We start from the raw sequence: 25,090 nt of genomic DNA, 5'->3' as shown, positions 1-25,090 counted from the left end.
CCCGCGCCGGCGACTTCCTCACGCCGACCGCGCGTCCGGCTGCTCCAGCAGCCACGGCAGGTCCGTGCGGTCGCTCGCGCCGAGACGGGTGTAGGCGCCGTAGAGATGGTTGCCCACGGTCCGTACGGACAGGGTCAGCCGTTCGGCGATCTGCCGGTTGCTGAGACCCGCGGCGGCGAGGGTGACGATCTGCCGCTGCCGAGCGGTGAGTTCACCGAGGACCAGGCCGGACAGGGCCGGGGTGCGGGCGCCCTGGCAGCGGCGGACGAGGGCGAGAGCGCGGGTGCGGGACACCCGGGCCGCGCGCGGGTCGCGGTGGGCGCGGACGGCCTGCGCGTGGGCCTCCGCCGCGAACAGCAGCAGCCCGCGCTCCGCCAGGGCCTCGGCGACCCGGTCGAGACCGGGCCCGTCGCCGCGGGCCAGGGCCTCCGCGTGCCGTCCGAGCACGCCGTGCAGCCGCCCCACGGCCCGCTCGGGCTCCCCCCGCCGTACGGCGCCGTAGTGCGCGAGACCCCCGTCCCCGCGCACTACGGCAGCTTCCCCCGACTCGGCGGCGGCGCGGGCGAGTTCGGTACGGCAGGAGGCGTCGCCCGGCGCCCCGCGCAGCCCCTCCCTCGCCCACGCCGCCGCCTCTCGCAGCTCCCCCCGAAGCCACGAGTACCGGGCACGCACCGCCGCGTACCCGGCCGGTACGGGCAGGTCTCCCGCGGCCAGCCACTCCCCCACCGGGGCCGGCACCTCCCGTACGTCCAGTTGCTCGACGCGCTCCTCCAGCAGCTGCTGCTCCTCCTTCAGGGCCGGCCCGCACCGGTCGGCGCCGCGGGCCAGCCGGCGGGCCCGCAGCCGGCCCGCCGCGGCGCGCAGGGCGGGGCCGTGCAGCGGGTGGGCGAGGCGGACCGCGCCCCGCTCGTCGACGTGGATCAGGCCGGCCGTCTCCAGGCGTTCGAGGATCCCGGCATCGAGCCCGTCGTCGAGGTGGCGCGGCAGCGGCTCGGCGAAGGCGAGGTGTTCGAGCGTGTCGCGCTCGCCCGGCTCCCGGCGTTCCAGCAGGGGCCCGATCCGGTCCCGTACGGTCGCGGTGAGCGGCAGCGGGCCGCGCCAGGCCCACTCCCCGGTGTCCGGTACGCGGGTCAGCGCGCCGGACTCGCGCAGCGCGCCGAGCAGATCGCGCAGCAGCCGCAGGTCGCCCCGGCACACCCGGTGCAGCCGGCGCACGGTGAGCGGCTCCAGGCCACCTCCGGCGAGCAGGTGGGCGGTCTCGTCGTACGGCAGCGGCTCGAGCGCGAGGTGGGTGAGGAGTTCGCCGGTCCACAGCCGGGCCACCGCGCCGCGCACCGGCGCCGGGTCGGCGGCGGCCACCAGCAGCCGGGTACGGCCGTGCACGGCGAGCTGGTGGACGACGGCGGCCGAGCTCTCGTCGAGGAGGTGGGCGTCGTCGACGACCAGGAGCCGCACCCCGGACAGCCGGCGCACCGCGCCGGACAGCGAGACCCCGTCGGGGAGCAGGTGCGCGAACGCGGCGAACGGAAGGCTGCTGGTCTCGGGGGTGCCGGTCACCCGGACGCAGTCCACGCCCCGTACGGCCTCGGTGATCAGCCGGGTCTTGCCGACGCCGTGCGGCCCGGTCACCACGACACCCTGCCGGCCGGCCACCGACGACCGCCTGACCAGCTCCAGTTCGTCCTCCCGGCCGGTGAACGGCCAGGGCAGTTCGAGGGTCCGCGCGTCCTGTGCGTAAGTCGTCACACCAGTACGAGTCGCGTTGCTCAGCTCTGATACAGGCGGACTTGAGTAGCCGCCGACTCAGGCGGCCGGTGCGGCGGCCCGGCACGCTGGGCGCATGAACCGACGCTACTGCTCGCTTCCGCGGCAGTCGGCCCCGGCCCTCGCGCCGGGACTGACCGCCGAGCGGCTCGGCGCGCTCGTCGCCGGGCGGCGGATGTGGGTCAACGGCACGGTTCTGCACTACTGCTTCCTGGACGCCGACACCGACGCCTCGGTGATCCCGGTCCCGGGGACCGGGCGGACCCGACGGGTGCCGTGGGGCGGTGCCGAGGAGCAGCGGGACGTGCTGCGCGAGTGCTTCCGGGAATGGCAGGACCTCGGCATCGGGGTGACGTTCGCCGAGGTCACGGACCGCTCGGAGGCGGAGCTGCGGATCGGCTTCCAGCAGGGTGACGGCTCCTGGTCGGTGATCGGCCGGGACGCGCTCTCGGTCGGTCTGGGCGAGCGCACCATGAACCTGGGCTGGGACCTGACGGAGCCCGACGGCCGGTGGACGGCGCTGCACGAGATCGGGCACGCGCTCGGGATGCGGCACGAGCACCAGAGCCCGTTCGCGGGCGTCCACTGGGACGACGAGGCGGTCTACGCCGACCTCGCCGGACCGCCGAACCACTGGAGCCGGGACCGCACGGACCGCGACATCCTGCACCGGCTGGACGCGGCCGAGGCCAACGGCTCGGTGTGGGACCCGCAGTCGGTGATGCAGTTCCCCTTCGGGCCGGGTCTGATCCTGGAGCCGGAGCAGTACCGCAACGGGCTGTACCCGTCCGGCTCGCTGTCTCCGGCGGACAAGGAGTTCGCGCTCCGCTGGTACCCGCCCGCCGCGGCACCGGCGGCGCTGGTGCCGTTCCGCTCGGCACCGCTCGGCCTCGGCCCCGGGGAGCAGGGGGACTTCGCCGTGGAGCCGCCGGAGACCCGCGTCTACAGCGTGGGCACCTTCGGGGAGAGCGACTGTGTCGTGGTGGTCTTCGAGGAGCGCGACGGGGAACCGCGCTACCTCGCCGGCCACGACGACGGGGGCACCCCGCACAACGCCAGGATCAGGGTCCGGCTCGTCAGGGGCCGCCGCTACGTCGTCCGCGTACGTCTCCATTCGACATGGGGGTCGGGAGAGACAGCGGCCATGTGCTGGTGAACCGGCACACGGCGGCGACGCGGAGGCCGGACCACGGTCCGGCGCCCGGGGGGGAAGCAGCCGCGCGGACGCCACCTTCGGGGGAGGGAGACGTCCGCGCGGCAGCGCCGGCGAGGGGCCCCGGCCGAGGCGCCGGAGGACCTCAGCGCCGGCGCCACTCCTCGGCCAGCAGTTCGTACGAGCGGACCCGGTCCGTGTGGTCGTGGGTGATCGTCGTGATGAACAACTCGTCGGCGCCCGTGGCCTCCTGGAGCTGGGCCAGCTGGTCGGCGACCCGGCCGGGCGAGCCGACGAACTGGGTGTCGAGGCGGTCCTGCACCAGTGCCCGGTCCTCGTCGCTCCAGGCGTGGGTGCGGGCCTCGTCGGGGGTCGGGAACGGGATGGCGCCCTCGGCGGTGCGGATGCTGCGCACCCACAGGCCGTAACCGGTGGCGAGTTCGCGGGCGGTCGCGTCGTCCTCGGCGACGACGACGTCGGCGGAGACGCTGACGTAGGGCTTGTCGAGGGTCTCGGAGGGCTCGAAGAAGGACCGGTAGCCGTCCACCGCCTCCAGGACCGTGGCCGGACTGACGTGGTAGTTCGCCGCGAACCTGAGCCCTCTGGCACCGGCCGTCCGCGCGCTCTGCCCGCCGCTGCTGCCGAGGATCCACACCTCGACCTCGGCCCCCTCGCCCGGCACGACGTGCGCCGCGGCGCCCTCCGGGGAGCGGTAGGTGCCGGCCAGCAGGGCGAGGACGTCGTCGATCTGCTCGGTGTAGTCCTGGGACTCGGCGCCCGGCAGCAGGAGCAGCTTGCGCTGGAGGGCGACGCGGGGTGAGCCGAGGAGGCGTTCGAAGGAGAAGCGGGGCGGGATCAGGAGGCCGTTGGGGGCGCGGCCGTCCACCACCGGGGTCGTCGTCGGCGCGGCCGTCTCCCCGCCCGGCGGCCGACCGCCGGAGCGGCCGAGGCCCAGGTCGAAGCGGCCGGGGTGCACCGCGTCGAGCAGACCGAACTCCTCCACCGTGGACAGGGCGGTGCGGTGACCGAGCTGGACGGCGCCGGAACCGAGCCGGATCGTCGAGGTCGCGGCGGCGGTGAGCGCGAGGACGACCGCGGGGGAGGTACCGGCCACCCCCGGATTGAGGTGGTGCTCGGCGAACCAGTACCGGGCGTAGCCGAGTTGTTCGGTCCGCCGGGCCAGGTCGACGGAGTTGCGCAGGGCGTCGGCGGCCGTCGAACCGGAGGAGATCGGGACGAGGTCGAGGACGCCGAGGGGGATGTCAGACACGGGTCGCCTCCTCGGCGGGCAGGACCGGGCCCCAGTCGAAGGGCGGGTCGGGGATGTCCTTGCGCAGGACCGGCGCGACCGCCGACTGGAAGAGTTCGAGGGAGTCGCGGTGCTGGGTGTCGGTGCGGCCGCTCGTGTCCGCGTGCAGGTGAACCACGGTGTGCCCGAACCGCTCGTGGTAGCGGTGCACCTTGTCGACGACCTGCTGGGGGCTGCCGATCAGGGCCGAGCTGCGCTCGACGAAGTCCTCCAGTGTCTCGAAGACCACCGGCAGCCCGGCCTTCTTGAAGAAGGCCAGGTTGGATTCGAAGACCGGGCGGTAGGCGGCGAGCGCCTCCTGAGAGGTGGGGGCCACGCAGATCCCCGCCGTCCCCGCGCCGACCGCGATGTCCGCCGGGTCGTGGCCGTAGTGCTCCCAGCGTTCCCGGTAGTACCGGATCAGCTCGGCGTACGGCTCGATGGGGTGGGTGACGTTCGCGGAGAACAGCGGGTCGCCGTGGCGGGCGGCGAGGTCCACGGACTCCTTGCTGGTGGCACTGCCGTGCCAGACCCGGACGGGTCGCTGGTAGGGGCGCGGCCAGACCTCGGCGTCCGTCAGCGGCGGCCGGAAACGCGTGTTGGCGGTGACCTTGTCCTGCCGCCAGAGCCGCCGGAACACCTCGTAGCTCTCGGCGTTGCGGTCCCACTGGTCCTCGGGTGTGACGTGGAACAGGTCGCGCTGGGCGGATCCGTTGCCCTTGCCGATGATCAGGTCGAGGCGGCCCTCGGAGAGGTGGTCGAGGGTGGCGTAGTCCTCGTAGGCCCGGACCGGATCCAGCAGGCTGAGCGTGGTGACGGCCGTGAAGAGCCGGATCCGGCGGGTGAGTGCGGCGACGTGGCTGAGCACGACGGTCGGGGAGGAGGAGATGAACGGCCGCTCGTGCCGCTCCCCCACCCCGAAGCCGTCGAAGCCGAGTTCCTCGGCGAGCACGGCGTTGCCGAGGACCTCCCGGAACCGGTCGTGGGTCGGCTTCTGGACGCCGGTGACCGGGTCCGGGCGGTGCACGATCAGGGTGATCGCGAGGAACTTCACGACGCGGCCCGTTCGGTCCGCTTTCCGTCCGGGTGGGCGAGGCCGAGGTGGTCGCGCAGGGTGGTGCCCTCGTACTCGGTGCGGTACACGCCCTGTTCCTGGAGGAGCGGGACCACCGTGTCGGCGAAGGCGTCGAGGCCGCCGGGGGTGATGTGCGGGACCAGGATGAAGCCGTCGGAGACGTCCGCCTGCACGAAGTCGTCGATCGTGCGGGCGACCGTGGCCGGGGAGCCGACGAAGGTCTGCCGGTTGCCGGTGTTGATCACCAGGTCGCGGATGGACCACTTGTTGGCCTCGGCCAGCTCCCGCCACTCACGGGCGATGGCGATCGGGTCGCGGTACATCCGGACCTGCGCGCGGCCCCGCGAGATGTGCTCCTCGCCCACCAGCGGGTCGACGTCGGGCAGCGGGCCCTCCGGGTCGTACGACGACAGGTCCCGGTTCCAGACGAACTCCAGGTGCTTGAGGGCCGTCGCCCCGCTGACCTGCTGGCGGCGCACCTGGTGGGCGATCTCCTCCGCCTCCTCGTCGGTGTCGCCGAGGACGAAGCTGGCGGCGGGCAGGATCAGGAGTTCGTCGGGGCGGCGGCCGTACTTGGCGAGGCGGGACTTCACGTCGGTGTAGAAGGCCTGCCCGGCTTCGAGGGTGGCGTACCGGCTGAAGATCGCGTCGGCGCCGGACGCGGCGAACTCACGGCCCTCGTCGGACTCGCCGGCCTGGAAGATCACCGGGCGCCCCTGCGGGGAGCGCGGCACGTTGAACTGGCCGTGGATGTCGAACTGCGGGCCCCGGTGGACGAAGGAGCCGGCCTTGGCGTCGCTGAGGAAGGCGCCGGTGGCCTGGTCGGCGAGGATCTCGTCGCCGCGCCAGGAGTCGAACAGCTCGTTGGCGGTGGCGAGGAACTCCTTGGCGCGTGAGTAGCGCTCCTCCTGCGGCAGGAAGCCGCCGCGGCGGAAGTTCTCGCCGGTGAAGGCGTCCCAGGAGGTGACCACGTTCCAGGCGGCCCGGCCGCCGGAGAGGTGGTCGAGGCTGGCGAACTGGCGGGCCACCTCGTAGGGCTCGTTGAAGGTGGAGTTGATGGTGCCGGTCAGGCCGAGGTGCTCGGTGACGGCGGCCAGCGCGGCGAGGATCGTGAAGGTGTCGGGGCGGCCGACGACGTCCAGGTCGTATATCTTGCCGCCCTGTTCACGCAGGCGCAGGCCCTCGGCGAGGAACAGGAAGTCGAACTTGGCGCGTTCGGCGGTCCGCGCGAAGTGCGTGAAGGAGCTGAACTCGATGTGGCTGCCGGCGGCCGGGTCGCTCCACACCGTGGTGTTGTTGACCCCGGGGAAGTGTGCGGCCAGGTGGATCTGCTTCAGCGGCTTGCTCATGAGGGGGTGCGGTCCTTCCGGCTCAGGCGGTGGCGGCGGCGTAGCGGTTGGCGGGGCGGGCGAGCCCGAGCAGGCCGCGCAGGGTGTCGGCCTCGTAGGCGGTGCGGAAGCGGCCGCGGCGCTGGAGTTCGGGGACCAGGTCCTGGGTGATGCGCGGCAGGTCGTGGCCGAGGACGGCGGGCCGGAGCCGGAAGCCGCTGAGGCCCGTGGCGGCGAACTCCTCCAGGAGATCGGCGAGTTCGGCGGCCGCACCGGTGAAGATCCGCGCGTCGCTGGTGTACGCCCCGCCGTCGAGGGCGTCGAGGCGCTCCTTGCGGGCCTCGGCCGCGGCCTGGTCGTCGTCGAGGAAGACCACGAGGTCGCCGAAGACGTGCACGGTGTCGACGGCCCGGCCGGCGGCCTCCTGCTCGGCGCGGATCTCGGCCAGGATCGCGCGGGCTTCGGCGGCGTCGCGCGGGGTGGTGTAGCCGACGTCGGCCTGGCGGGCGATCAGCCGGTAGGGCACGGTCTGGTGGCCGAGGGCGGTGACCAGCGGCTGGCCCTGGGGCGGGCGCGGGGTGATGGAGGGGCCCTTGACGCTGAACTTGGCGCCCTCGAAGTCGATGTAGTGCAGCTTGTCCCGGTCGATGAAGCGGCCGGTGGCCGCGTCCCGGATCTCCGCGTCGTCCTCCCAGCTGTCCCAGAGGCGGCGGACGACCTCGACATGGTCGGCGGCCTCGTCGAAGTGCTCGGTGAGCCGTTCCTGCCCGGCCCAGGACCGCAGTTCCGCCAGGTCGATCGGCGGGAAGGTGCGGCGGCCGAAGTGGTCCGCCTCGTGCGGGCGGGCGGAGATCTGCACCCGCAGCCCCGCGCGGCCGGTGCTGACGTAGTCCAGGGTGGCGATCGCCTTGGAGATGTGGAACGGCTCGGTGTGGGTGGCGATCACCGTCGGCACCAGGCCGATGTGGCGGGACAGGGGCGCGATGCGGGACGCGATCAGCACGGCGTCGAGGCGGCCGCGGACCTGGTCGGTGCGGCCGTCCGGCTCGCCGTAGTGCGAGGACTGCAGGCCGAGGCCGTCCTCGATGGTGACGAAGTCGAGGAGACCGCGCTCGGCCTCGGTGACCAGGTCGGCCCAGTATCCGGCGGTGAACAGCTCTCGGGGGCGGGCGACCGGCTCGCGCCAGGAGGCGGGGTGCCAGCCGGTGCCGTCGAGGGCGACGGCGAGGTGCAGGTGGGAAGCGGGATTCGAGGACACAGTGGTGCCTTCCTGAGGTCCGTGAGAGGGCGCGCCGGACGGGAGGGGCGCGGCGGAGGAAAGTCAGGAGCAACAGAGCGCGCCGGCCACGCGCAGCAGGTCGATGTGCGGCCGGGCGTGCAGGACGGTACGGCGGCTGGGACTGGCGACACGTGTCATGTCCCGTACCTCCTCGGCCTGCTTCGCGTACATCTCGTCGTGAGTCACAACAGCCGGGCGTCCGTGGGTGTTCCCGGGCTGCGCACCAGCAGGGTGCGGCCGCGCAGGCGCTCGGTGAAGCCGATCGACTCGTAGAGCCGGATGGCGGTCGCGTTGTCGGGGGCCGCGTGCAGGAACGGGGTCTCGCCGCGCTCCCTGATCCCCGCGGCGACCGCGCGGACGAGGCGGGTGGCCAGGCCCCGGCCCCGGTGCTCCGGGTTGGTGCAGACGGCGCTGATCTCGGTCCAGCCGGGCAGCCGCAACCTCTCCCCGGCCATGGCGATGAGCCGGCCCCGGTACCGGATGCCGAGATAGCTGCCCATCTCGACGGTCCGGGTGCGGAACGGGCCGGGTTGGGTGCGGGCGACCAGGTCCAGCATCTCGGGCACGTCGGCCGGGCCGAGCCGTACCGCCTCCGGGGCGGGCTCGGCCCGCAGCGCGGTGGCCACGAACTGGACGCCCCGGCCGCCGCCGACCACCTCCCAGCCGGGCGGTGCCTGCTCGACCGGCTTGATCTTCACGGTCGTTCCGGGGCCGACGAGCGTGAGCAGGTCGGTCCAGGCGGCGGGGTCGGCGGCGTCGGCGAGGGCCGCGTAGGCGTAGACGTCGTCGGGGTAGCGGGCGGCCGCGCCGACCCGCTCGGCGAAGTGGGCGTGCGGGCCGGTGAGGGCGGACCAGACGGCGTTGTCGAGCGGTGCGGTGTCGGGTGCGAGGGGGGCTCCGCCTCCGCGGAAGCCGGTCTGGACGGTCACGGAGGCGGGGTCCTTTCCCGGTAAGCCGGCGGGCGTGCTGGTGCGGGCGGTCACGAGTTGTCGAGCGGCAGTCCGGGCGGGTTGACCTCGGACTTGGCGACGGCCTCGTCGGAGAGGTTGTAGGCCTTGAGCCACTGCGCGTACTGACCGTTCTTGATCAGGTGGTTGATGGCGTCCGCGAGGGGCTTGGCGAGGCCGCTGTCCTTCTTCGCGGTGGCCGCGATCAGGCCCTGGAGGCCGGCGCCGGCGCCGGAGAAGGTGCCCGCGGTGCGGGTGGCGTTGGGCTTACCGGCGGTCTGCTTGTTGTGGTAGGCGAAGCCGGGGTTGGGGCCGAAGGAGGCGTCGATCTTTCCGCTGTCGAGCGCCAGGAAGGTGCTGTTGCTGTCCTGGAAGTGCTTGACGGTGACCTTCTTGCCCTCCTTGGCGAGCTTCGCCTGCCACTCCAGGAGGATCTTCTCCTGGTTGGTGCCGGAGCCGACGGCGATCGTCTTGCCGGCGAGGTTCTCGTAGTTGCCGTCGAAGTTCCAGGTGCTCTTCTTCGGCACGAGGAAGGCGAGGTTGTCCTGCCGGTAGGACGCGAACTCGTACTTCTTCTTGCGCTCCTCGGTGTCGGTGACGTTGGAGAAGGCCACGTCGACCTTGCCGCTGTCGATGCCGACGAAGAGGTTCTCCCAGGTGGAGTTCTGGACCTCGGGCTTGAGTCCGAGGACCGCGGCGACCAGGCGGCCGAGGTCAGGCTCGGAGCCGGTCAGGGTCTTCTGGTCGCTTCCGGTGAAGGCCAGGGGCGGGAAGCCGGCGGGCAGGGCGCCGATGCCGATCTTCAGGGTGCCGCTCTTCTTGACCGCGGCGGGCAGTTCGGCGCTGACGGACTTGACCTCGGAGACCTTGATGGTGGTCTGGGTGGCGGCGCCGTTGGAGACCTGGCCCACGACGACCTCGCCGGACTTGGCGTTGTCGGTGGTGGTGGCCGCGTCGCTGTCGCCCCCGCAGGCGGCGAGCCCGGTGGCGAGGGAGGCGACGGCGGTGGCCGCGGTGATGCCTCTGATCAGGCTGCGTCGGGTGAAGTGGGTAGACATGGCCGTTCCTTGTCGGTGCCGGTGATGAGGGTGAGGGCGTGGGGGGAGGTCTGTGGTGCGGCGGTTCAGAGGACCTTGCTGAGGAAGTCCCTGGTCCGCTCGTGCCGCGGCTTGTCGAGGACCTCGGAGGGCGGCCCCTGCTCGACGATCCTGCCGCCGTCGATGAAGACCACCCGGTCGGCGATCTCGCGGGCGAAGCCGATCTCGTGGGTGACGATGACGAGGGTGGTGCCGCTGGTGGCCAGGTCCTTGATGACGGAGAGGACCTCCCCGACCAGCTCGGGGTCGAGGGCGGAGGTGGGCTCGTCGAAGAGGATGACGCCGGGACGCAGGGCGAGGGCGCGGGCGATGGCGACGCGCTGCTGCTGGCCGCCGGACAGCTGCCGCGGGTAGGCGCCGACGCGTTCGCCGAGGCCGACGCGTTCGAGCAGTTCCTTGGCCAGCGCCTGGGCCTCGGGCTTGGTCAGCTTCCCGGTGGCGACGGGGGCGGCGGCCACGTTGTCCAGCACGGTCAGGTGCGGGAAGAGGTTGAAGTTCTGGAAGACGAAGCCGATCCGGCCGCGCTGGGCCAGGATGGCGCGCTCGCTCAGCTCCTTGAGCCTCTCGCCCTGCCGTTTCACCCCGATCAGCTCGTCGTTGATGCTGACGTAGCCGATCTCGGGCTTCTCCAGGTGGTTGATGACCCTCAGGAGCGTGGACTTGCCGGATCCGGACGGGCCGAGGATGACGGTGACCTCGCCGGGGCGGATGGTCAGGTCGACGCCGTCGAGGACGCGGTGGGCGCCGTACCACTTGTGGACGTCGTGGATCTCCAGGGCGGCGGGGACCGTCTGCACGGTGTCGGTGATGCTCATACGGCGGCCTCCCGGCGGATGCGGGCGCGCAGGTCGGTCAGGCCGGCCCGCAGTTTCTGCACGGGGGTCGGCGGCAGCGAGCGGGTGGCGCCCCGGGCGTAGTACCGCTCGACGTAGAACTGGATCACGGAGACGACGCTGGTGAGGATCAGGTACCAGACGGTGACCACCAGCAGCAGCGGCACGATGTCGCCGGGGTAGGTGGAGCCCATGCTCTGGGCGGTGCCGAAGAGGTCGAGCAGGGAGACGTAGAAGACCAGCGAGGTGCTCTTGATGAGGCCGATGAGCTGGTTGACGTAGTTCGGGATGATCGACCTGAGCGCCTGCGGGAAGACGATCCTCCGGAACTGGTAGCCCTTGGGCAGTCCGAGCGCGGCGGCCGCCTCGTGCTGGCCCTGGTCCACCGAGAGGATGCCGCCGCGGACCACCTCGGCCGCGTAGGCCGCCTCGTTGAGGCTGAGGCCGATGACGGCGATGACCATGTCGGTGGCGAGCTTCGACTCGTCGAAGGAGAAGAAGGCCGGCCCGAAGGGGACGCCGACGCTCAACGTCTTGTAGAGGGCGCTGAAGTTGTAGAGGAAGAGCAGGACGACGATGAGCGGTATGGAGCGCAGCGCCCACACGTAGGTCCAGCTGACCGCGCGCAGCACCGGGCTCTTGGAGAGCCGGGCCAGCGCGAGCAGGACGCCGCCGAGGAGGCCCAGCACCGCGCTGTAGGCGGTGACTTCGAGGGTGATGACCAGCCCGTCGAGGATGGTCGGCCGCAGGAACCAGTAGCCCCAGCGGTCCCACTGGTAGAAGGGGTTGGTCACCAGTCCGTGGACGAACTGGGCGACCAGGACCAGGACGACGGCGGTGGCGATCCACCGTCCTGGCTTGCGCAGTGGCAGAACACGCTGTGCTGTAAGGGGCTTTGACGGTTCGTCGGCGGCGGACGGCGCCTCGGGGGCGAGGGTGGCGCCTGGGGGTTCACTCATGGCGGGCTCCGGCGGAGTCGGACACCCCGGATGCCACGGCCGGGTACGCGGCACCGGGCCGTGTTCGGGCACGGCACGGGGCACGGGGGCGCGCGGGACACGGGGGCTGGGCGGACGGCGTCACACCGGACGGCCGGTGCTTTCGTCAGGAACGCTGAGGCGCGAAGCTGCGGGACTGGGCGGAAAGGCCTGGTCAGACCCGACAGCGGGCACAGCCCGGTGCGGTACACGCGCTACACAGGGCGCTGTTGACACGGAGCAGGTCGACGGCGCGGTCGGCGACGAGCGGGCTCGGGTACGGCTGTACGCAGCCCTGGGCGCGGCGCGGGGCCGTGCTGGAAGCTGCGTACATGTCCGTCACCTGTCACTTGGTGGCCCGTGGGCCGCGCGCTTACCGAACGTCGTCATTCGGTCGGGTCGTCACCTGGGGCACCCCACCGCGGTGCGAGGGTTGCCGGTCAGCTAGCCAGGGCTTGATGCTGACGCTCTTGACCGTTCTGGTCCGTAAGTTAGGCAGCCGCCCGAACGAATGTCAACGCCTGTCCAGTTGGCGGGACGGTTCAGGCCGCTCTCACCTGCGGGAAGCGTCCGCCGCATGCCCGGCCCAGTCCAGGATCTGGACGGCCGCGCCGGCGGCTTCCAGTCCCTGGCAACGGCCGTGGTGGCGGCGGGCGATGCCGTCGAGGTCGAGGTGGGCGCCGAAGGCCGGGTGCGCGGCCAGCCGCCGGGCGTAGGCCCACAGCACCGGGTGGTCGGCGATGCGGTGCACGGCGGAGGCGTCCAGGTGGTTGCGGTGCACGGTGTCCAGCTGCACCAGGGTCACCCACAACTCGACGTCGGCTGCGGTCAGTCGACCGCCGACCAGGAACTCGACGCCGGTCAGCCGGTGTTCCAGCTCGCCCAGCGCGGCGAGCAGGGTCTCCAGCGCCCGCGGGTCGCCGCCCTCCTGCCCGGCGCGCTGCGCGGCCTGTTCGACGTCCTCGGCGCACAGCCGCTCGACGGCCTCGATCTCGGCCTCGGCACCGCACGGGTACAGGCGCGTGACGCCGTCGCCGAAGTGGCGGTCGAGGTCGCGCAGGATGTCCCGGCTGTGGGTGGAGACGATCCGGCCCGACCAGTCGTCGCTCAGCACCGGCGCCAGGGCCGGTGCCGAGTAGCGGTGGGCGCTGGCCTCGTACAGCGGGCGCAGTGCCGTGTGGCTGCCGTCGGGGCAGTCCGGGACCGCGGGCAGGAAGGTGACCGGACAACAGCCGTCCAGGGCCAGCAGACTGTGGCCGACGGCGATGCGGAGGCCGTCGGGACAGGCGGTGGCGAGGTGGAGCCGGTAGCGGCCCGGCACGGCGTAGTGGCCGCTGCGCGCGTCCCGTCCGATGCGTCCCCGGAAGGCGGGGGCGGTGCGGACGGACGGCAGGGCGGTGAGCGGAGTGATGGACATGCGTCTCCCCTGGTACGGGCGCGTGGACGTACGCGCGGCGGAAGCGTTCATCGGGCGGTCGGGGCAGGGGGCGGGCGGGGCGGGGCTGGCTGTGGAGGGCGGGGGTGGCGCCGTGCGCCGGAGGGCGGGGCGGAGCGGGCCGCGAACGCGCGGTGGGCCTGGCCGCCGAAGGCGCGGACGGTCGGGCCGGGTCGCGGAAGGGGCGCCCGTTTCGGCCCGGCCCACGGAGGGCGGCGCGGGCGGTCAGCCGGTGCGGCTGATGGCGCTGCACACCCGGAGCAGGTCGATGTGCAGCCGGGAGGTGAGCAAGGGGGAACCGAGCAGGGCCGGCGGCCAGGGCGTACGGCTTTCCCGGCGCTCTCTGCCGGTGACCGTGCGCAGCCGATCCATCTTTCCCTACCTTTTCACTAGGATTCCCCTCTGGAGTGTCGATCGGCCTCCGCGCGGCGTCAAGAGGGCGTCCACGCCTGGGACACCGGCGCTCCCCGGGGCGCTCACCCGAATGGCACGCGCGGGTGGTCGGCTGCCGGAGCGGATGGTGGCGTGGAGGGACGAACCGTGTTCCCGAGGAGGCAGCCGCCATGACCCGTCCGTCCCGACCCGCGCGTGTGCTGGCCGCGGCCCTGGCGGCGGGGTCCCTGCTCGCCGTCGCGGCCTGTTCGGGCGGGAGCGGTGACTCCGCAGCCGCGGCCGTCTCGCCCGCCGCCGAGCGCTCCGCCGCCTCACCGACGGCGACGGCCGCCCTCACCGGGCCCGGTGCGCAGGCGGCGCTGATCACACCGGCCGACATCGAGGACAACTGGCAGCTGGCCACGGACGCCGCGACCTGGCGCAACAACCTGCTGGTCGGCAAGGTCGACGTGGCCGGCTTCCTCACCGCGAAGACCGACGCCGCCGACTGTCAGCGGCTGCTCGACAGCCTCTACTCCGACACCCTGCTCGGCCGCGCCACGGGCGCCTCCGGGCTGCGCGGCTTCACCTCGGAGACCGCCCGGATGCTCTACCAGGTCGGGGACTACGGCTCGGCGAACCTGAACGCCACGCTGGGCTGGCTCAAGACGCTGCCGCAGAAGTGCAACCAGTTCACGGCCACCGGCAAGGACGGCAGCAAGCGCACGGTCCAGGTCGTGTCGGCGCAGGTCCCGAACGTGGGCGACGCCCGGGAGGCGCTGACGGTGACCGTGCAGGGCACCAGCGACGGCCAGCCCGTCACCTACGTCACGGACGTCGCGGTGCTGCGGATCGGCGCCTCCGGGGCGGCCGTCACCAACGGCGCCCTCGACGCCGTCGACCACGACAGCACCGCGCTGGCCGTGCAGAACGGCGCCCAGCGCCTCAAGGACGTACTCTCCGGCAAGACCCCGGCACCGACGCCGAGCGAGTTCGACTAGGGCCACGGGCGGTCAGGCCGCCGGAAGGGCGTCCTTCGGCCGACGCCCAGGCGGCACCCAGGACAGGTCCCGTCGTGCCGTGCGTGGGCCCCGCCCGCAACGGGAACCGGCCCTCCGTGCCGGTCAGTTCCAGCACGCGCCGGATATCGGGCCGCAGCCCACGCAGCTCCATGGCGCCGCCCTGCGCGACGACCCGGTCGCACAGGCGCAGGAGCATCCCCAGACCGGCGGCGTCCATGAACGTCACCTGGGTGAGGTCGACGACGAGGTCCCGGCCCGCGAGCACGAGCGCACCGATGACCGGGGCGGCCTGCGAGCGGGCCGTGAAGTCCAGCTCCCCCGCCGCGGTCAGCACGATCCGGCCGGGCGAATCACTGATCCGCATGTCGAAGAAGGACTGCATGGAAGTCGGCATGGAAAAACCACCGTTCGGGTCGAAGCCCATCACGGTCGGCTTCCGCTGCCGGAAGGAGGCCGTCAAGCGCGCGGCCGCCCTGGCCGCTCACAGCCGAGCAAGACCACCCGCACCCACCGCCGGCCGCCGCATCGGCGACCGCCCGGCGGCGCGGGGTCTCCCACCAGACCAGGCTGGTGCCCACCAGCCTCGCACTCCGACGCCCCCGCCACCAGCCCTTCGCCCGCATCCGGCACCCTGGCTACGGAACCTGATCGAGATCTTGCCTCTTGTGTCGGCGGGGTTACCTGTTCCGGCAGGCCCTGGCTTTGAACTCCGCCATGGGGACGGTGACGGCGGATGCGTCACCATCGTCCGAGATCTCGTCGTAGCGGACTTTTCCTGGGCTGAGCCGGTCCGAAGGGCGAACCGGATCGCGACGTAGGTGTCTGACGGCTTCTGGGCGGCCCTGGCGTGCGAGAACGCCTGGCGTCGCACCTCTGCCCAGTCCACCTGATGACGGAGAAGCGCATTCTTCTCCATGATGTCCAACACCTTCGACAGGTAGGACCGGGCGCCGTCCGACATGGCCGACCCCTCCGAGTGGCCCACAGGCAGCAAAACGCAGCGACCGTCTCCCTCCCGTCCAATCCGCCACTCTGCGACGGCGAACAATCCTGACGTTGCCCCCAAACTCCACGTCCGGGGCGGGGGTCGCTCTCAGCTACGAGGTCGCCCCCGGCGTCGGCGTGCCTCTCTGCGCTGTCGCTCCTCCTGTTCCCGTTCCCGCTGCTCGATCCGCGCGCACTTGGCTTCCAGGACCTGGAAGGTGAGCGGAAGCAGCTCAGGTGGGGTGTGCTGACGCACCCAGAACAAGGCGCTCTTGCTGAGCTCCGCGGAGTACCCGTCCACGCCCTCCGGCACGTCCACGCCCTCCAGGCCCGCGGCGATCCAGGGATCAGCCAGCTCCGGCCGGCGCAGCAGACCGGCGGCTGCCACGGCTTCCTCGCCGTACGAGTACGCCTGGTGCTCGACGAACCGCTGGAGGACTTCCCCCGCCTCCGGGAAGTGTTCGCACGCCCGGCAGAGGCGGACGGCGAGGTATTCGACCCTTCTCCCATGAGGGGACTTGGCCAGGAGGCCGGTGAGAAGGTCCGGCTCGGCCCGCAGCCGGGCGGTGAGAAACCAGTCGGTGAACACCTCTGGCCCGATCCACGACTCGGCCGCACCCTTGCGGGTCCGCCCGTCGTGCAGCCCCTCGGCCCACCACGCCCAGTCCCCGGCCCGGTCGTCGGCCTCTTCGTCGGACAGCCCCGCGAACTCTGGAAGTCCTGCCAGGATGTGGCTGGTCTCGGACCGCTCCCAGTGCCCGAACAGGAGCATGCCCAGCATGATGTGGTCGGGCAGACCGGGGCGGGCAGACAGCTCGGACGCCCGGGAAGGGGTCCCCTTCTTCCCTTCGGCCGCGGCGAAGTCCGCTGCGGCGTGCCGCCAGTATCGTCGCTCGTGTTCGAACAGTAGGTCCGCGACGTCGTCGAAGGGCCGGGGCTCGGCCGGGCCGGGGCCGCCGTGCAGCACGGTGACCAGGGCCTGGGCGTGGAGATCCAGAGGGCTCTGACCGGAGCGGGCGGGTGTGGGTCCGTCGAGACCGTCGAGGGCCGTCGGGGCCGCCGCGTCTCCCAGCGCGGCGGTCATGGTGACGACCGCCTCACGGTAACGCTCGTCCAGGGTGGCGCGGTCCTGGGCGGGTGGCTCCAGGACGAGCACCGGGGCCCGCTCCACGAGGTACCGGTAGCGGCCCCCGGCCTCGCGCTCCAGCTCGCGGGCCACGGTCCGCCGGAGCACGTCCTGGTGACGGGTGATCAGCAGCACGCGGACCCTGGGTTTTTCCGGCGACTGCGACGACGTGGGACCGGCCTCCTCCAGGCGTTCGCCGAGGCTCGTGAGCAGCGGTACCACGTAGGCGTGGACCCATGAGTGGTCAGGGCTGACCTGGGCGGGGACATCGGCCTCGTCCACGATCACCAGCGCCGGTCTGCCACGGTCGTCGAGAGCGCCGAGCCAGTCGGGACTCGGGGCGATCAGCCGGCCCGCGGTCCATTCCGTACCCAGTGACCGCGCGAGTTCCAGTGCCAGCCGTGACTTGCCGACGCCGCTCTCGCCTGCGAGCAGCATCACCGGATGCGTGCCCGTGGCCGTCGTGCACCATCGGCGCAGCTCCGCCAGCTCCTCGTCCCGGTCGTGGAAAGGGACCGGACTGTGGACAGGCGAGAGCAGCCGGAACCCGCTCGGGACGTCGCCGCCGCGAACCCGGCCACCGTCACGGAGCCCCGGTTTCGAGCCGTACCCGCTGCTGGTGGCGGACGGTCCGGTCACTGCGGGGCCAGGGTTCTCCAGCACATTTTGATACGCCAGGAGCCGGTCGGTCCGGCGGGTGTGGTTCATCCACATGCCGAGGACCCCCTGCACCAGGAAGCCGCCGACCGCCAGCCCACCGGCCGACCACCCCAACCAGGGCCACCCATGCGGGGTGCCCACCGTGCCCGCCCAACCGGCAAGAGTGATCATCCCGGCCACGGCGCACACCACAGCGCAGTTCGAGACGACCCTCAACGCCGTCCACGTGCCCTGCGCAGACGCCACGTCATCCCAGTCGCCGCGTCTTTCCGACAGACGCCGCCGCGCGCTCATGCTCCCCCTTCCCGCCGTCGGCCGACTGTCCGGCCCGTGGGGCGCCGTGGCGAAGGCATTCATTCGGCGCACCTTACTGAAAGGCATTCCAAGAACTTGACGTGCTCCCTGGCCTAAAGTCCAGGGATTCCAGCCTGGGTCGTCTGACCCTTCCGGAGGCTTCCTGCTTCAACGCGCTGTGCGGGCACGGGTGCCCGTCTTACCGGCGCTCCACAGGCGTTTGGCGTCTCCGCCCGTCCGGCGGCGACGATTCGGCGTCCCTCGAACAGGACGTTGCGGGCCGCGTTGTGGTCGCGGTCGTGCAGGGTGCCGCATGCGCCGCACGTCCACTGGCGGACGTGCAGGGGCTTGGGGCCGTCCCGGAATCCGCAGGCCGAGCAGACCTGAGAGGACGGGAAGGCCCGGTCCACCGTGGCGAAGGTGCGGCCGTGCAGAGCCGCCTTGTACTCCAGCATGCCGACGAACGCGGACCATCCCGCGTCGTGCACGGACTTGGCGAGCCGGGTACGCCCGAGGCCGGACACCGCGAGGTCTTCCACATACACCGCTTGGTTGTCGCGGATGACCTGTGTGGAGGCCTTGTGGTGAAAGTCCCGGCGCCGGTCGGCGACCTTGGCGTGCTGGCGTGCGACCTTGATGCGGGCCTTGGCCCGGTTCTTCGATCCCTTCACCTTGCGGGACAGTTCCCGCTGAAGGCGTTTGAGTTTCTTCTCCGCCCGGCGCAGGAAGCGGGGACTGCCGATCTTCCGGCCGTCGGACAGGACCGCGAAGGCCGACAGACCGAGGTCGACACCGGCGTCGGTCTCCGCTTCCGGGAGGATGTCCGGCTCGGTGTCCACGACGAAGCTGAGGAAGTACCGGCCGCAGCTGTCCTTGGTGACGGTCAGGGAGGTGGGTGCGGCCGGAAGCCGGCGGGACCACTTGGTCTTGAGGCCGCCGACCTTGGCCACGTACACGGTGCCATCGTCCTGGAGGGAGAAGGCGTTGGTGTTGAGACGGATCGACTGCCGGGTGTCCTTCTTCGACTTGTAGCGGGGAGGGCCGACTTTGCGGCCCTGCCGCTTGCCCTTGACCGAGTCGAAGAAGTTCTTGTAGGCGGTGTCCAGATCCCGCAGGGACTGCTGCAGGACGACCGCTGAGACGTCGGCGAGCCAGGCACGTTCCTGGGTGCGCTTGGCCTGGGTGATGCGAAGCCGGGACAGCTCGGCCGACGTCACGTACGGCAGCCCTGCCGCGTGCGCTTCCCTGCGGTCGCGCAGGCAGTCGTTCCACACCACACGGGCGCACCCGAACGCGCTCGCCAGCGCACGGCGCTGGGTGGCATCGGGGTAGACCCGATAGTTGTAGCGGAGCTGCACACTCAAGATCCTACTACGATTGGTCTCATGGATGGACCGAATGATTACAGGCCTGGAAGACACGTGGTTTCGGCGATGCATGTGCACTTGGTCTTTGTGACGAAGTACCGGCGTGGGGTGTTCACCGACGAGATGCTGACACGCTGCGAGGAGATCATGCGCAAGGTGTGCGAGGACTTCGAAGCGGAGCTGAAGGAGTTCAACGGCGAACGCGATCATGTCCACCTCCTGGTGCACTACCCGCCCAAGGTCGCCGTCTCGAAGCTGGTCAACAGCCTCAAGGGCGTCTCCGCCCGCCGGATACGGCAGGAGTTCACCGGCCGGATCAACCGCGCCATCATGCACGGCCGTCTGTGGTCGCCCTCGTACTTCTCCGCGTCGTGCGGAGGAGCACCGTTGGCGATCGTCCGCCAGTACATCGAGCAGCAAAAACGTCCGCTCTAACGTGCACGTCAGAGCAGCCTTGAGATGCATTCATCCCCGGCGTGAACGCCGGGGCTTTCTGCAAGAAACCCGGTAAGAACACCGGGATCAGTCTCGGTCCTTCGTGACGGCCCGGCTGTTCATTCCGTTCATCCAGGGCCCCGAGCACCGTTCCTGCCCGGCTCAGGGCGTCAACACGGCCCTACCGAACACCTTGCCGGCGTCCATGTCGCGGTGGGCCTGCACCGCCTGGTCCAGCGGCAGCACCTCGTGCACGACCGTGCGCAGGTCCCCGTGTGCGGCATCGGCGAACTGGGACGCCCGCACGGCCTGCCTGTCGGAGCCGGGCACGGTGTCGGAGCTGAAGGTGGCGAACGACACCGATCTGCGAAAGGCCTCCATCAGGCGCATGCCGAAGTCCGTCGGCGGCTGTCCGCCGACCACACCGACAGCCACATACCGCCCGTTGGAGTTCAGCCTGTCCAGGAACAGGGGAAGCTCGGGACCTGCCACGACGTCGATCACCACGTCGAAGCCTGACGGTGCGTCCGGGTCGGCCCCGCCGGAGCGGTCCAGGACATGGGTGGCGCCCAGGTCCCGCAGACGGGCGCCGCGTCCCGCCGACGAGGTGGTGACCGCCACCGCGCCGGCACCACCCCTGGCGGCAAGCTGGACGGCCGTGATCCCGATGCTGCCGGCCGCGCCGCGCACGAGCACCGTCTCGCCGGTCGCGAAACGTGCGCGGTCCAGGGCGAAGTGGGCGACCACACCGGAGCCGCCGAGGGTCACCGCGTCTGTGCTGGTCAGGCCGTCGGGCAGCGAGAGAATGTCCTCGACCGGGGCGACGGCCTGCTCGGCGTACCCACCGGACAGGCCGGTGAACGCCCACACTCGCCGCCCCATCCACGAGGCATCCACCCCCTCTCCCACCGCGCTGACGCTTCCCGCCACCTCGCTGCCAAGGAGATGGCCCTCCCTGAAGCCGTACGCGGCGAGCGTTCCCCGGCGGATCACGGCGTCCACGCCGCCCACCCCGATCGCCTCCGCGGTGATCCGTACCTGCCCCGGGGCAGGTATGGGCACGGGCACGTCGACGACCTCCAGACCGTCAGGGCTTCCGAACTCCCTGATCACGACGGCTTTCATCTCTGCTCCTCAGGCCGGTGAACGGACGGGTCACAGCTGCTGCGACCGAAAGCGGGGCGGCGTCACCGCCATCGGACCGTAACGGACGCCCCCGTCCGCTTGGCTAAAGTGAGAGCCCATGGCCGACCGTTTGCCTCACACCGTGCGCTCCGACGCCCGCGACAACCGCGCCCGCATCCTGGACGCCGCCCGCGCGGTGTTCGGCGAGGAGGGCCTGGGCGCACCCATGCGCGAGGTCGCCCGGCAGGCCGGCGTCGGCCCCGCCACGCTGTACCGGCACTTCCCGACCAAGCAGACGCTGATTGTGGAAACCTTCGCCGAGCAGCAGCGAAGCTGCCGTGCCGCCGTACGCGACGCCCTCGCGGCCCCTGACCCGTGGCACGGATTCCGGAGTCTGGTCGAGCGGATCTGCGAACTCCACGCGCACAGCCGGGGATTCGCCGACGCCTTCATGGCGGCCTTCCCCGAGGCCATGGACTTCGCCGCCGACCGGGAGCGGACGTTGCGCGCGGTTGCCGAACTGGCCCGGCGCGCCCAGGAGACCGGCCGACTCCGCCCGGGCTTCGTCGTCGACGACCTGATCCTCATGCTCATGGCCCACCGGGGCCTCCAGAACGCGCCGCGTGCAGCCCGGCTCACGGCCTCCCGACGCTTCGCCGCCTACGTGATCGAGGCGTTCCGCACCACATCGGAGACGGATGCGCCTGCACCGCTGCCGCCGGCGACAAGCCTGCGGCTCGCGTACAGGATCGCAGTGACCCGCTGACTCCGGTCAGGGGCGCCGGTCCCCACCTGGTCCCAAGAATGATCAAGGGCCGGTTTCGGACACCTCCGAAACCGGCCCTGACCTGCGACTGTCTCCAGTCGGGACGACAGGATTTGAACCTGCGACCCCTTGACCCCCAGGAGTAGAGGTCAGGGGCATTTTCTGGATAAAGCAGACTTAATCAGGGTGGACTATGCGTGCGGCAGGCTCTCTCGTGCACCATCGCGCACGCCGTGTGGTCCCCAACTGGTCCCCAAGCGCGGCCACCGCTCTGTCACCAGCGCTCAGCGAGACGAGTCGACTCATGACCAGCATGCTCCGACTCGACGGCTCCGAGCACGACTCGGAGGGACACCGCCACCCCAGTCCAGCCCCACGAAGTCGACGTCGGAGGCGTTGGTGCGATCGTCAGTCAGCCCCGAATCGCAATTGCCACACCAGCTCCAGGAGGCGCCCGGAGGGGGTGACCGTCGCCCAGAGCAGCTTGAAGGCACCCGTCAGCATGGCCAGGCGCGCGGTCTGCGCGCGCCCGACGGCCGCCGCCGTCCCCGTCGCGGACTCTGCAACTGGAATGCTCTCAGGACGAGGCTGGACCGGAGGGGCCTGTCGGGGGTCGTGTCCCTCGTGGTGGTGTAGCCGATCACGGTCTGGCGGCTCCGCTTCGGAGCCGTCCGGTATCTGCCACTGCGGACTTCCTGGCGATCGCCGCTGGTAACGGCTCGGTGAGCCCCAACAGCGCCTCCGGGGAGGGAAATCGAGCCGTGACCTGGCGATTCCGCCACCTTGATCGGCTACACCACGAGAAGGGACACGACCCTGTCGGGCTCGGTCTGCCGCTCGGAGGACGACTTCCAAACGCGATCGCGATCTGCGCCATCGGGTTGGGTTCGGCGGAGGAATTGTCAAGAACTGTCGATGGGGTCTCATCCTGGTTGTCTGTAGCATCAGCGCGTGCCGGAGATATGGATCGGTCTCGACATTGCTGCCCGGCGCAGGAACTGGTGGTGGACCGGGGTCTTGACGCTGCTGTTCGCGGGCATGGCAGTGGCGACGGAGGCGACAGCCACGACGGGCCGCTGGTGGTGGGGCGGCGTCGTCGGCGTCCTTTGGCTGGCTTCGCTCTTCTATATGATCAACCGCGGATATGGCCGAACGCTCCTCGCGCCTGATCGGATCCAGTTCTCCACACTCGTCAGTCGCCGAGCGATCCCGTGGAGTGAGATCACCGGCATTGAGCCGCGAAGCCACCAGACACGCGGCGGGGCCTGGTGGGAGGTGCGCGTGTATCGGGCGCGAGGACGATCGTTTGCGATCCCGGGGGTCTTCACCAGCCGTCGCGGCGATGAGGTCTTCGAAGGCAACCTGGCGGTGGTTCGCGAGTACTGGGCCCGTGTGACAGCCGCGGAGTAGGTCCCTTGACATGCATGCGGGTTGAGGACGTTCAAGCCGCTTGCCCCTAGACGTTCGACGAGGTGGCCGCGTTCGAAGCGGGCGCCGGCGCGGACGAGGGCGACGAGGTGGGGTGCGTTCACGGCTCGCCACCGCTGCTGGGCAGACTCGACGAGCTTGAAAACCATGGCGAGCGCGGCGGCCGCGCTGCCGGCGCGCGCACGTCGCGCGGGTTCTCGGCATCCGTCCCGAGGCTCCGCGCGACAGGGTGGGACGGGTCTCGGCTGAACGCGTTCATCGTCTGGTGAGCGGGAGGCTGAGGACCCCGCGGTCGTGCCCGACGAGCAGGTCCGGGCCCGCGGTGGCCAGACAGGTGAGCACCACATCCAGGGCGATGTGCCCCACCGCGCCGGTCTCCGGTTCCCATATCCGCAGCCGGTGACCGTGCCGGGTGCCGGTGACCAGGACCGTGCGGCCGTCGCGCAGGGTGGAGGCGGTGATGGCCGGCAGGCCCCCGGTGCCTGTCGAGGCGGGCAGACCGTCGCCGATCGGGGCACCGGTGGCAAGGTCCCACAGCATGACCACGCCCTGGTTGTCTCCGGTGGCCAACATGGTTCGGTCGGGTGTGGGCACAGCCGCCACGGTTACCACCCGATGGTCGGCATCGGCGAGGGCGCTGGCGCTCAACTGCACGGCCGCGCCGCTCTCCCAGGGGTCCTCGACGGCCGGGTCCCACACGTGAAGGCGGCCGGCGGTGTCCGAGGCCGCGATCAGTGTATGGCCGGCGGCGATCGGGACGGCGGCGATCGACTGGATCGGACTGCCATAGGGGTTGAGGCGGCCGACGCACTCACCGGTATCCGGATCCCACAGCCGGACCGCGCCTCGGGGGGTGGCGGTGACGAGCAGGGTGCGGCCGTCGGAGACGGTCGCGGCACACATTCCGGTCACCCCGCCAGGCCAGTTTCCGGCCGGTTCACGAACCGGCTGCCCGGTGACAGGGTCCCACAGGCCGATCGTCCCGGTGTCGCCTCCGCTCGCCAGAAGGACGCGGCCGTCGGTCAGGGGCAGGGCCGTCATCGAGCGGATACGGTCACGATGTCCTGGCAGCGGGTCATGGACGAGCCGGCCGTCGGCCACGTCCCACAGGCACACCACGCCCCTGTCCCCGGCGCCGGCCACGAGCGTCGGCCGACCCGGGCGGGACACCACCGCCAGCGCGTCGACACCCCCGGATGAACCGGGCGCCGAATCGGAGAACACCGGCACATCGGAAAACACCGTGATACGGCCCCAGGGGGTGCCGTCGGCCGCGAGCACCGCGTTCCCGTTCTGCCGGAACCGAGTCGCCGCTTCACCTGTTCGTCCGGACGCCGTCGACTCCACCATGACGGCCGACTCGTCGGAGTCCGCCCGCGCCTCCGTCGGACGGTGCCGGGGGCTCGCCCCGGCCGGGTTCTCCGCCAGGCCGTCGGCGATCGTCCACGTCCGCTCGCAGTCCCAGCAGCGGAAGTCTCCGGTGAGCGCCATCAGTTGGCGGGCCAACTCCCTTGCGTCCTGTTGCGGATTGCCCGCGACCGCGACCATGCCGACGACCAGACACAGGACGGCTTGCCCCGGTGTTTCCGGGGGTACCCCGGCCATCGCGACCTCGCGTGCCACCCGCAGGAAGGGCTCCCACTCCTCTCCCACCGCTTCCTCGCGCAATGCTGCAGCGACCTCGCCCCAGGTATGTCCTCCCTGCCTGACATGGGCGGGATCAGGAAGCCCCGGAGCCTCGGCGGGCGGACATGCCGGGTCGACGAAGAAGTCGGGGATCTCGGTATCACTCTCGCACTCGGGACACATCAGCAGGAGGTCAGCTTCCCGGGGATCGGGGAACCGCCACAGCGCTTCGCCCATGTGGTGGCCGGCGAAGGCCACGCAGGCGAGCACGAGGTGGGCGCAGACCTGCGGAGCAGTATCGGCGGCAAGGAGGCTTCGGGTGGCCGCCCGCTCGGCCAGACGCAGTGCGGCGCCGAACCCCATCTCGAGATCGGCCGGGACGGGGGGCCTGTCCTCCGCGGTCACGATGCATCCCAAGTCCACCCAGAAGTCGGCGGTCTGTCCCGGAGGCAGGGCCGCTGCCGCCTCGATGAGATGCGGCAGAGCGGCATAGGCCCCGTCGAAGACGGTCCCGTCGTCCATCAGACCGCCGGCCAGGTACGTCCAGGTCTGCCTCCATCCATCGCCGCTCCCGGTAGCAGCCGCGGAGGACAACTGCTCCAGGAGTGCTTTCACCTCTTCGACCTTCACACCGTCGAGGTCAAGCCAACGAGGGCTGTGCAAGGGCAGCTTCGGAATCATGGAACGAGTCTCGCAGGCAGCACTGACA

At 71.3% G+C, this 25,090-nt stretch carries 22 protein-coding genes, 1 pseudogene and 1 riboswitch; of the genes and pseudogenes, 5 read left to right on the top strand and 18 right to left on the bottom strand.

Annotated elements, in window-relative coordinates; translation table 11 throughout:
• Positions 1 to 18 precede the first annotated feature (18 nt).
• Entirely contained in the window at positions 19 to 1,746 is a 1,728-nt protein-coding gene (locus ACZ3KP_RS01350; protein ID WP_467495393.1) for a LuxR family transcriptional regulator AbsR2, read from the bottom strand.
• 94 nt (positions 1,747 to 1,840) lie between these two features.
• Here ACZ3KP_RS01350 and absR1 point away from each other — a divergent pair, with 94 nt between their 5' ends.
• Positions 1,841 to 2,920 (top strand): beta-glucuronidase AbsR1, encoded by a 1,080-nt coding sequence (absR1, locus tag ACZ3KP_RS01345; RefSeq protein WP_467495391.1) that lies wholly within the window; start codon positions 1,841 to 1,843, stop codon positions 2,918 to 2,920.
• A 142-nt stretch (positions 2,921 to 3,062) separates the two neighbouring features.
• Here absR1 and ACZ3KP_RS01340 read toward each other — a convergent pair whose 3' ends face one another.
• The 11 genes from ACZ3KP_RS01340 to ACZ3KP_RS01290 all read right to left on the bottom strand — a co-directional run bounded on the left by ACZ3KP_RS01340 (position 3,063) and on the right by ACZ3KP_RS01290 (position 13,548).
• Positions 3,063 to 4,187: an LLM class flavin-dependent oxidoreductase gene (locus ACZ3KP_RS01340; protein ID WP_467495389.1), complete on the bottom strand. Its 1,125-nt coding sequence runs from the start codon at positions 4,185 to 4,187 to the stop codon at positions 3,063 to 3,065.
• Positions 4,180 to 5,259, bottom strand: a complete 1,080-nt coding sequence (locus tag ACZ3KP_RS01335) for an LLM class flavin-dependent oxidoreductase (protein ID WP_467495387.1) — start codon at positions 5,257 to 5,259, stop codon at positions 4,180 to 4,182. The genes ACZ3KP_RS01340 and ACZ3KP_RS01335 overlap by 8 nt, the downstream gene beginning before the upstream one ends.
• Complete coding sequence (locus ACZ3KP_RS01330; RefSeq protein ID WP_467495385.1) at positions 5,256 to 6,629, bottom strand: NtaA/DmoA family FMN-dependent monooxygenase; 1,374 nt, start codon at positions 6,627 to 6,629, stop codon at positions 5,256 to 5,258. Before ACZ3KP_RS01330 ends, ACZ3KP_RS01335 begins: the two co-directional genes overlap by 4 nt.
• A 22-nt stretch (positions 6,630 to 6,651) precedes the next feature.
• Entirely contained in the window at positions 6,652 to 7,866 is a 1,215-nt protein-coding gene (locus ACZ3KP_RS01325; protein ID WP_467495383.1) for an LLM class flavin-dependent oxidoreductase, read from the bottom strand.
• 63 nt (positions 7,867 to 7,929) lie between these two features.
• The gene (locus tag ACZ3KP_RS01320; RefSeq protein WP_360564429.1) at positions 7,930 to 8,073 is read right to left on the bottom strand and encodes a putative leader peptide; all 144 of its coding nucleotides are present in this window, start codon (positions 8,071 to 8,073) and stop codon (positions 7,930 to 7,932) included.
• The gene (locus ACZ3KP_RS01315) at positions 8,070 to 8,816 is read right to left on the bottom strand and encodes a GNAT family N-acetyltransferase (RefSeq protein ID WP_467495381.1); all 747 of its coding nucleotides are present in this window, start codon (positions 8,814 to 8,816) and stop codon (positions 8,070 to 8,072) included. Before ACZ3KP_RS01315 ends, ACZ3KP_RS01320 begins: the two co-directional genes overlap by 4 nt.
• Before the next feature lie 50 nt (positions 8,817 to 8,866).
• Positions 8,867 to 9,892 (bottom strand): ABC transporter substrate-binding protein, encoded by a 1,026-nt coding sequence (locus tag ACZ3KP_RS01310; protein ID WP_467495379.1) that lies wholly within the window; start codon positions 9,890 to 9,892, stop codon positions 8,867 to 8,869.
• Positions 9,893 to 9,957: 65 nt separating this feature from the next.
• Entirely contained in the window at positions 9,958 to 10,746 is a 789-nt protein-coding gene (locus ACZ3KP_RS01305; RefSeq protein WP_467495377.1) for an amino acid ABC transporter ATP-binding protein, read from the bottom strand.
• A complete protein-coding gene (locus tag ACZ3KP_RS01300) occupies positions 10,743 to 11,723 on the bottom strand; it encodes an amino acid ABC transporter permease (protein ID WP_467495375.1) in 981 nt (326 codons plus the stop codon). Before ACZ3KP_RS01300 ends, ACZ3KP_RS01305 begins: the two co-directional genes overlap by 4 nt.
• A 382-nt stretch (positions 11,724 to 12,105) precedes the next feature.
• Positions 12,106 to 12,217: riboswitch (SAM riboswitch) on the bottom strand.
• Between the two features lie 77 nt (positions 12,218 to 12,294).
• Positions 12,295 to 13,158, bottom strand: coding sequence for a glutathione S-transferase C-terminal domain-containing protein (locus ACZ3KP_RS01295; RefSeq protein WP_467495373.1), 864 nt, complete (start codon positions 13,156 to 13,158; stop codon positions 12,295 to 12,297).
• Positions 13,159 to 13,401: 243 nt separating this feature from the next.
• Positions 13,402 to 13,548 carry a hypothetical protein gene (locus tag ACZ3KP_RS01290; protein WP_467495371.1) on the bottom strand — a complete coding sequence of 49 codons (147 nt, stop codon included), beginning with the start codon at positions 13,546 to 13,548 and terminating at the stop codon, positions 13,402 to 13,404.
• A gap of 191 nt (positions 13,549 to 13,739) precedes the next feature.
• On the opposite strand from ACZ3KP_RS01290, the gene ACZ3KP_RS01285 reads away from it, so the two are divergent.
• Positions 13,740 to 14,549 carry a hypothetical protein gene (locus tag ACZ3KP_RS01285; RefSeq protein ID WP_358979880.1) on the top strand — a complete coding sequence of 270 codons (810 nt, stop codon included), beginning with the start codon at positions 13,740 to 13,742 and terminating at the stop codon, positions 14,547 to 14,549.
• Here ACZ3KP_RS01285 and ACZ3KP_RS01280 read toward each other — a convergent pair.
• The 3 genes from ACZ3KP_RS01280 to ACZ3KP_RS01270 all read right to left on the bottom strand — a co-directional run bounded on the left by ACZ3KP_RS01280 (position 14,494) and on the right by ACZ3KP_RS01270 (position 18,992).
• Entirely contained in the window at positions 14,494 to 14,964 is a 471-nt protein-coding gene (locus tag ACZ3KP_RS01280) for an STAS domain-containing protein (protein WP_467495369.1), read from the bottom strand. The two genes, ACZ3KP_RS01285 and ACZ3KP_RS01280, sit on opposite strands and share 56 nt — an antisense overlap.
• A 699-nt stretch (positions 14,965 to 15,663) precedes the next feature.
• Complete coding sequence (locus ACZ3KP_RS01275; RefSeq protein WP_467495367.1) at positions 15,664 to 17,511, bottom strand: ATP-binding protein; 1,848 nt, start codon at positions 17,509 to 17,511, stop codon at positions 15,664 to 15,666.
• Positions 17,512 to 17,747: 236 nt separating this feature from the next.
• A complete protein-coding gene (locus ACZ3KP_RS01270; protein WP_467496736.1) occupies positions 17,748 to 18,992 on the bottom strand; it encodes an RNA-guided endonuclease InsQ/TnpB family protein in 1,245 nt (414 codons plus the stop codon).
• 27 nt (positions 18,993 to 19,019) lie between these two features.
• Between ACZ3KP_RS01270 and tnpA the strand changes: the two genes are divergently transcribed.
• Positions 19,020 to 19,436: an IS200/IS605 family transposase gene (gene tnpA / locus ACZ3KP_RS01265; protein ID WP_467495365.1), complete on the top strand. Its 417-nt coding sequence runs from the start codon at positions 19,020 to 19,022 to the stop codon at positions 19,434 to 19,436.
• A gap of 162 nt (positions 19,437 to 19,598) precedes the next feature.
• Here tnpA and ACZ3KP_RS01260 read toward each other — a convergent pair whose 3' ends face one another.
• Positions 19,599 to 20,561, bottom strand: a complete 963-nt coding sequence (locus ACZ3KP_RS01260; RefSeq protein ID WP_467495363.1) for a zinc-binding dehydrogenase — start codon at positions 20,559 to 20,561, stop codon at positions 19,599 to 19,601.
• 118 nt (positions 20,562 to 20,679) lie between these two features.
• On the opposite strand from ACZ3KP_RS01260, the gene ACZ3KP_RS01255 reads away from it, so the two are divergent.
• Positions 20,680 to 21,327 carry a TetR/AcrR family transcriptional regulator gene (locus ACZ3KP_RS01255; protein WP_467495361.1) on the top strand — a complete coding sequence of 216 codons (648 nt, stop codon included), beginning with the start codon at positions 20,680 to 20,682 and terminating at the stop codon, positions 21,325 to 21,327.
• A gap of 951 nt (positions 21,328 to 22,278) precedes the next feature.
• Complete coding sequence (locus ACZ3KP_RS01250; protein ID WP_467495359.1) at positions 22,279 to 22,737, top strand: hypothetical protein; 459 nt, start codon at positions 22,279 to 22,281, stop codon at positions 22,735 to 22,737.
• Between the two features lie 50 nt (positions 22,738 to 22,787).
• Here the strand turns inward: ACZ3KP_RS01250 and ACZ3KP_RS01245 are convergent.
• Positions 22,788 to 22,928 (bottom strand): annotated as a pseudogene (locus tag ACZ3KP_RS01245) (IS256 family transposase); the annotation flags it as partial.
• 82 nt (positions 22,929 to 23,010) lie between these two features.
• The gene (locus ACZ3KP_RS01240; protein WP_467495357.1) at positions 23,011 to 25,062 is read right to left on the bottom strand and encodes a WD40 repeat domain-containing protein; all 2,052 of its coding nucleotides are present in this window, start codon (positions 25,060 to 25,062) and stop codon (positions 23,011 to 23,013) included.
• Between the last annotated feature and the right edge of the window lie 28 nt (positions 25,063 to 25,090).

It is taken from the genome of Streptomyces sp. NPDC020958 (assembly GCF_055562175.1).
Note: the sequence above shows the minus strand (reverse complement) of the source record. Positions and strands in the feature narration are given on the sequence as shown.

Excerpts from the sequence above, each read along its gene's own strand:
- absR1 (WP_467495391.1), top strand. The coding sequence starts at position 1,841 with ATGAACCGACGCTACTGCTCGCTTCCGCGGCAGTCGGCCCCGGCCCTC.
- ACZ3KP_RS01330 (WP_467495385.1), bottom strand. The coding sequence starts at position 6,629 with ATGAGCAAGCCGCTGAAGCAGATCCACCTGGCCGCACACTTCCCCGGG.
- ACZ3KP_RS01310 (WP_467495379.1), bottom strand. The coding sequence starts at position 9,892 with ATGTCTACCCACTTCACCCGACGCAGCCTGATCAGAGGCATCACCGCG.
- ACZ3KP_RS01305 (WP_467495377.1), bottom strand. The coding sequence starts at position 10,746 with ATGAGCATCACCGACACCGTGCAGACGGTCCCCGCCGCCCTGGAGATC.
- ACZ3KP_RS01300 (WP_467495375.1), bottom strand. The coding sequence starts at position 11,723 with ATGAGTGAACCCCCAGGCGCCACCCTCGCCCCCGAGGCGCCGTCCGCC.
- ACZ3KP_RS01295 (WP_467495373.1), bottom strand. The coding sequence starts at position 13,158 with ATGTCCATCACTCCGCTCACCGCCCTGCCGTCCGTCCGCACCGCCCCC.
- ACZ3KP_RS01290 (WP_467495371.1), bottom strand. The coding sequence starts at position 13,548 with ATGGATCGGCTGCGCACGGTCACCGGCAGAGAGCGCCGGGAAAGCCGT.
- ACZ3KP_RS01285 (WP_358979880.1), top strand. The coding sequence starts at position 13,740 with ATGACCCGTCCGTCCCGACCCGCGCGTGTGCTGGCCGCGGCCCTGGCG.
- ACZ3KP_RS01280 (WP_467495369.1), bottom strand. The coding sequence starts at position 14,964 with ATGCCGACTTCCATGCAGTCCTTCTTCGACATGCGGATCAGTGATTCG.
- ACZ3KP_RS01275 (WP_467495367.1), bottom strand. The coding sequence starts at position 17,511 with ATGATCACTCTTGCCGGTTGGGCGGGCACGGTGGGCACCCCGCATGGG.
- tnpA (WP_467495365.1), top strand. The coding sequence starts at position 19,020 with ATGGATGGACCGAATGATTACAGGCCTGGAAGACACGTGGTTTCGGCG.
- ACZ3KP_RS01260 (WP_467495363.1), bottom strand. The coding sequence starts at position 20,561 with ATGAAAGCCGTCGTGATCAGGGAGTTCGGAAGCCCTGACGGTCTGGAG.
- ACZ3KP_RS01255 (WP_467495361.1), top strand. The coding sequence starts at position 20,680 with ATGGCCGACCGTTTGCCTCACACCGTGCGCTCCGACGCCCGCGACAAC.
- ACZ3KP_RS01240 (WP_467495357.1), bottom strand. The coding sequence starts at position 25,062 with ATGATTCCGAAGCTGCCCTTGCACAGCCCTCGTTGGCTTGACCTCGAC.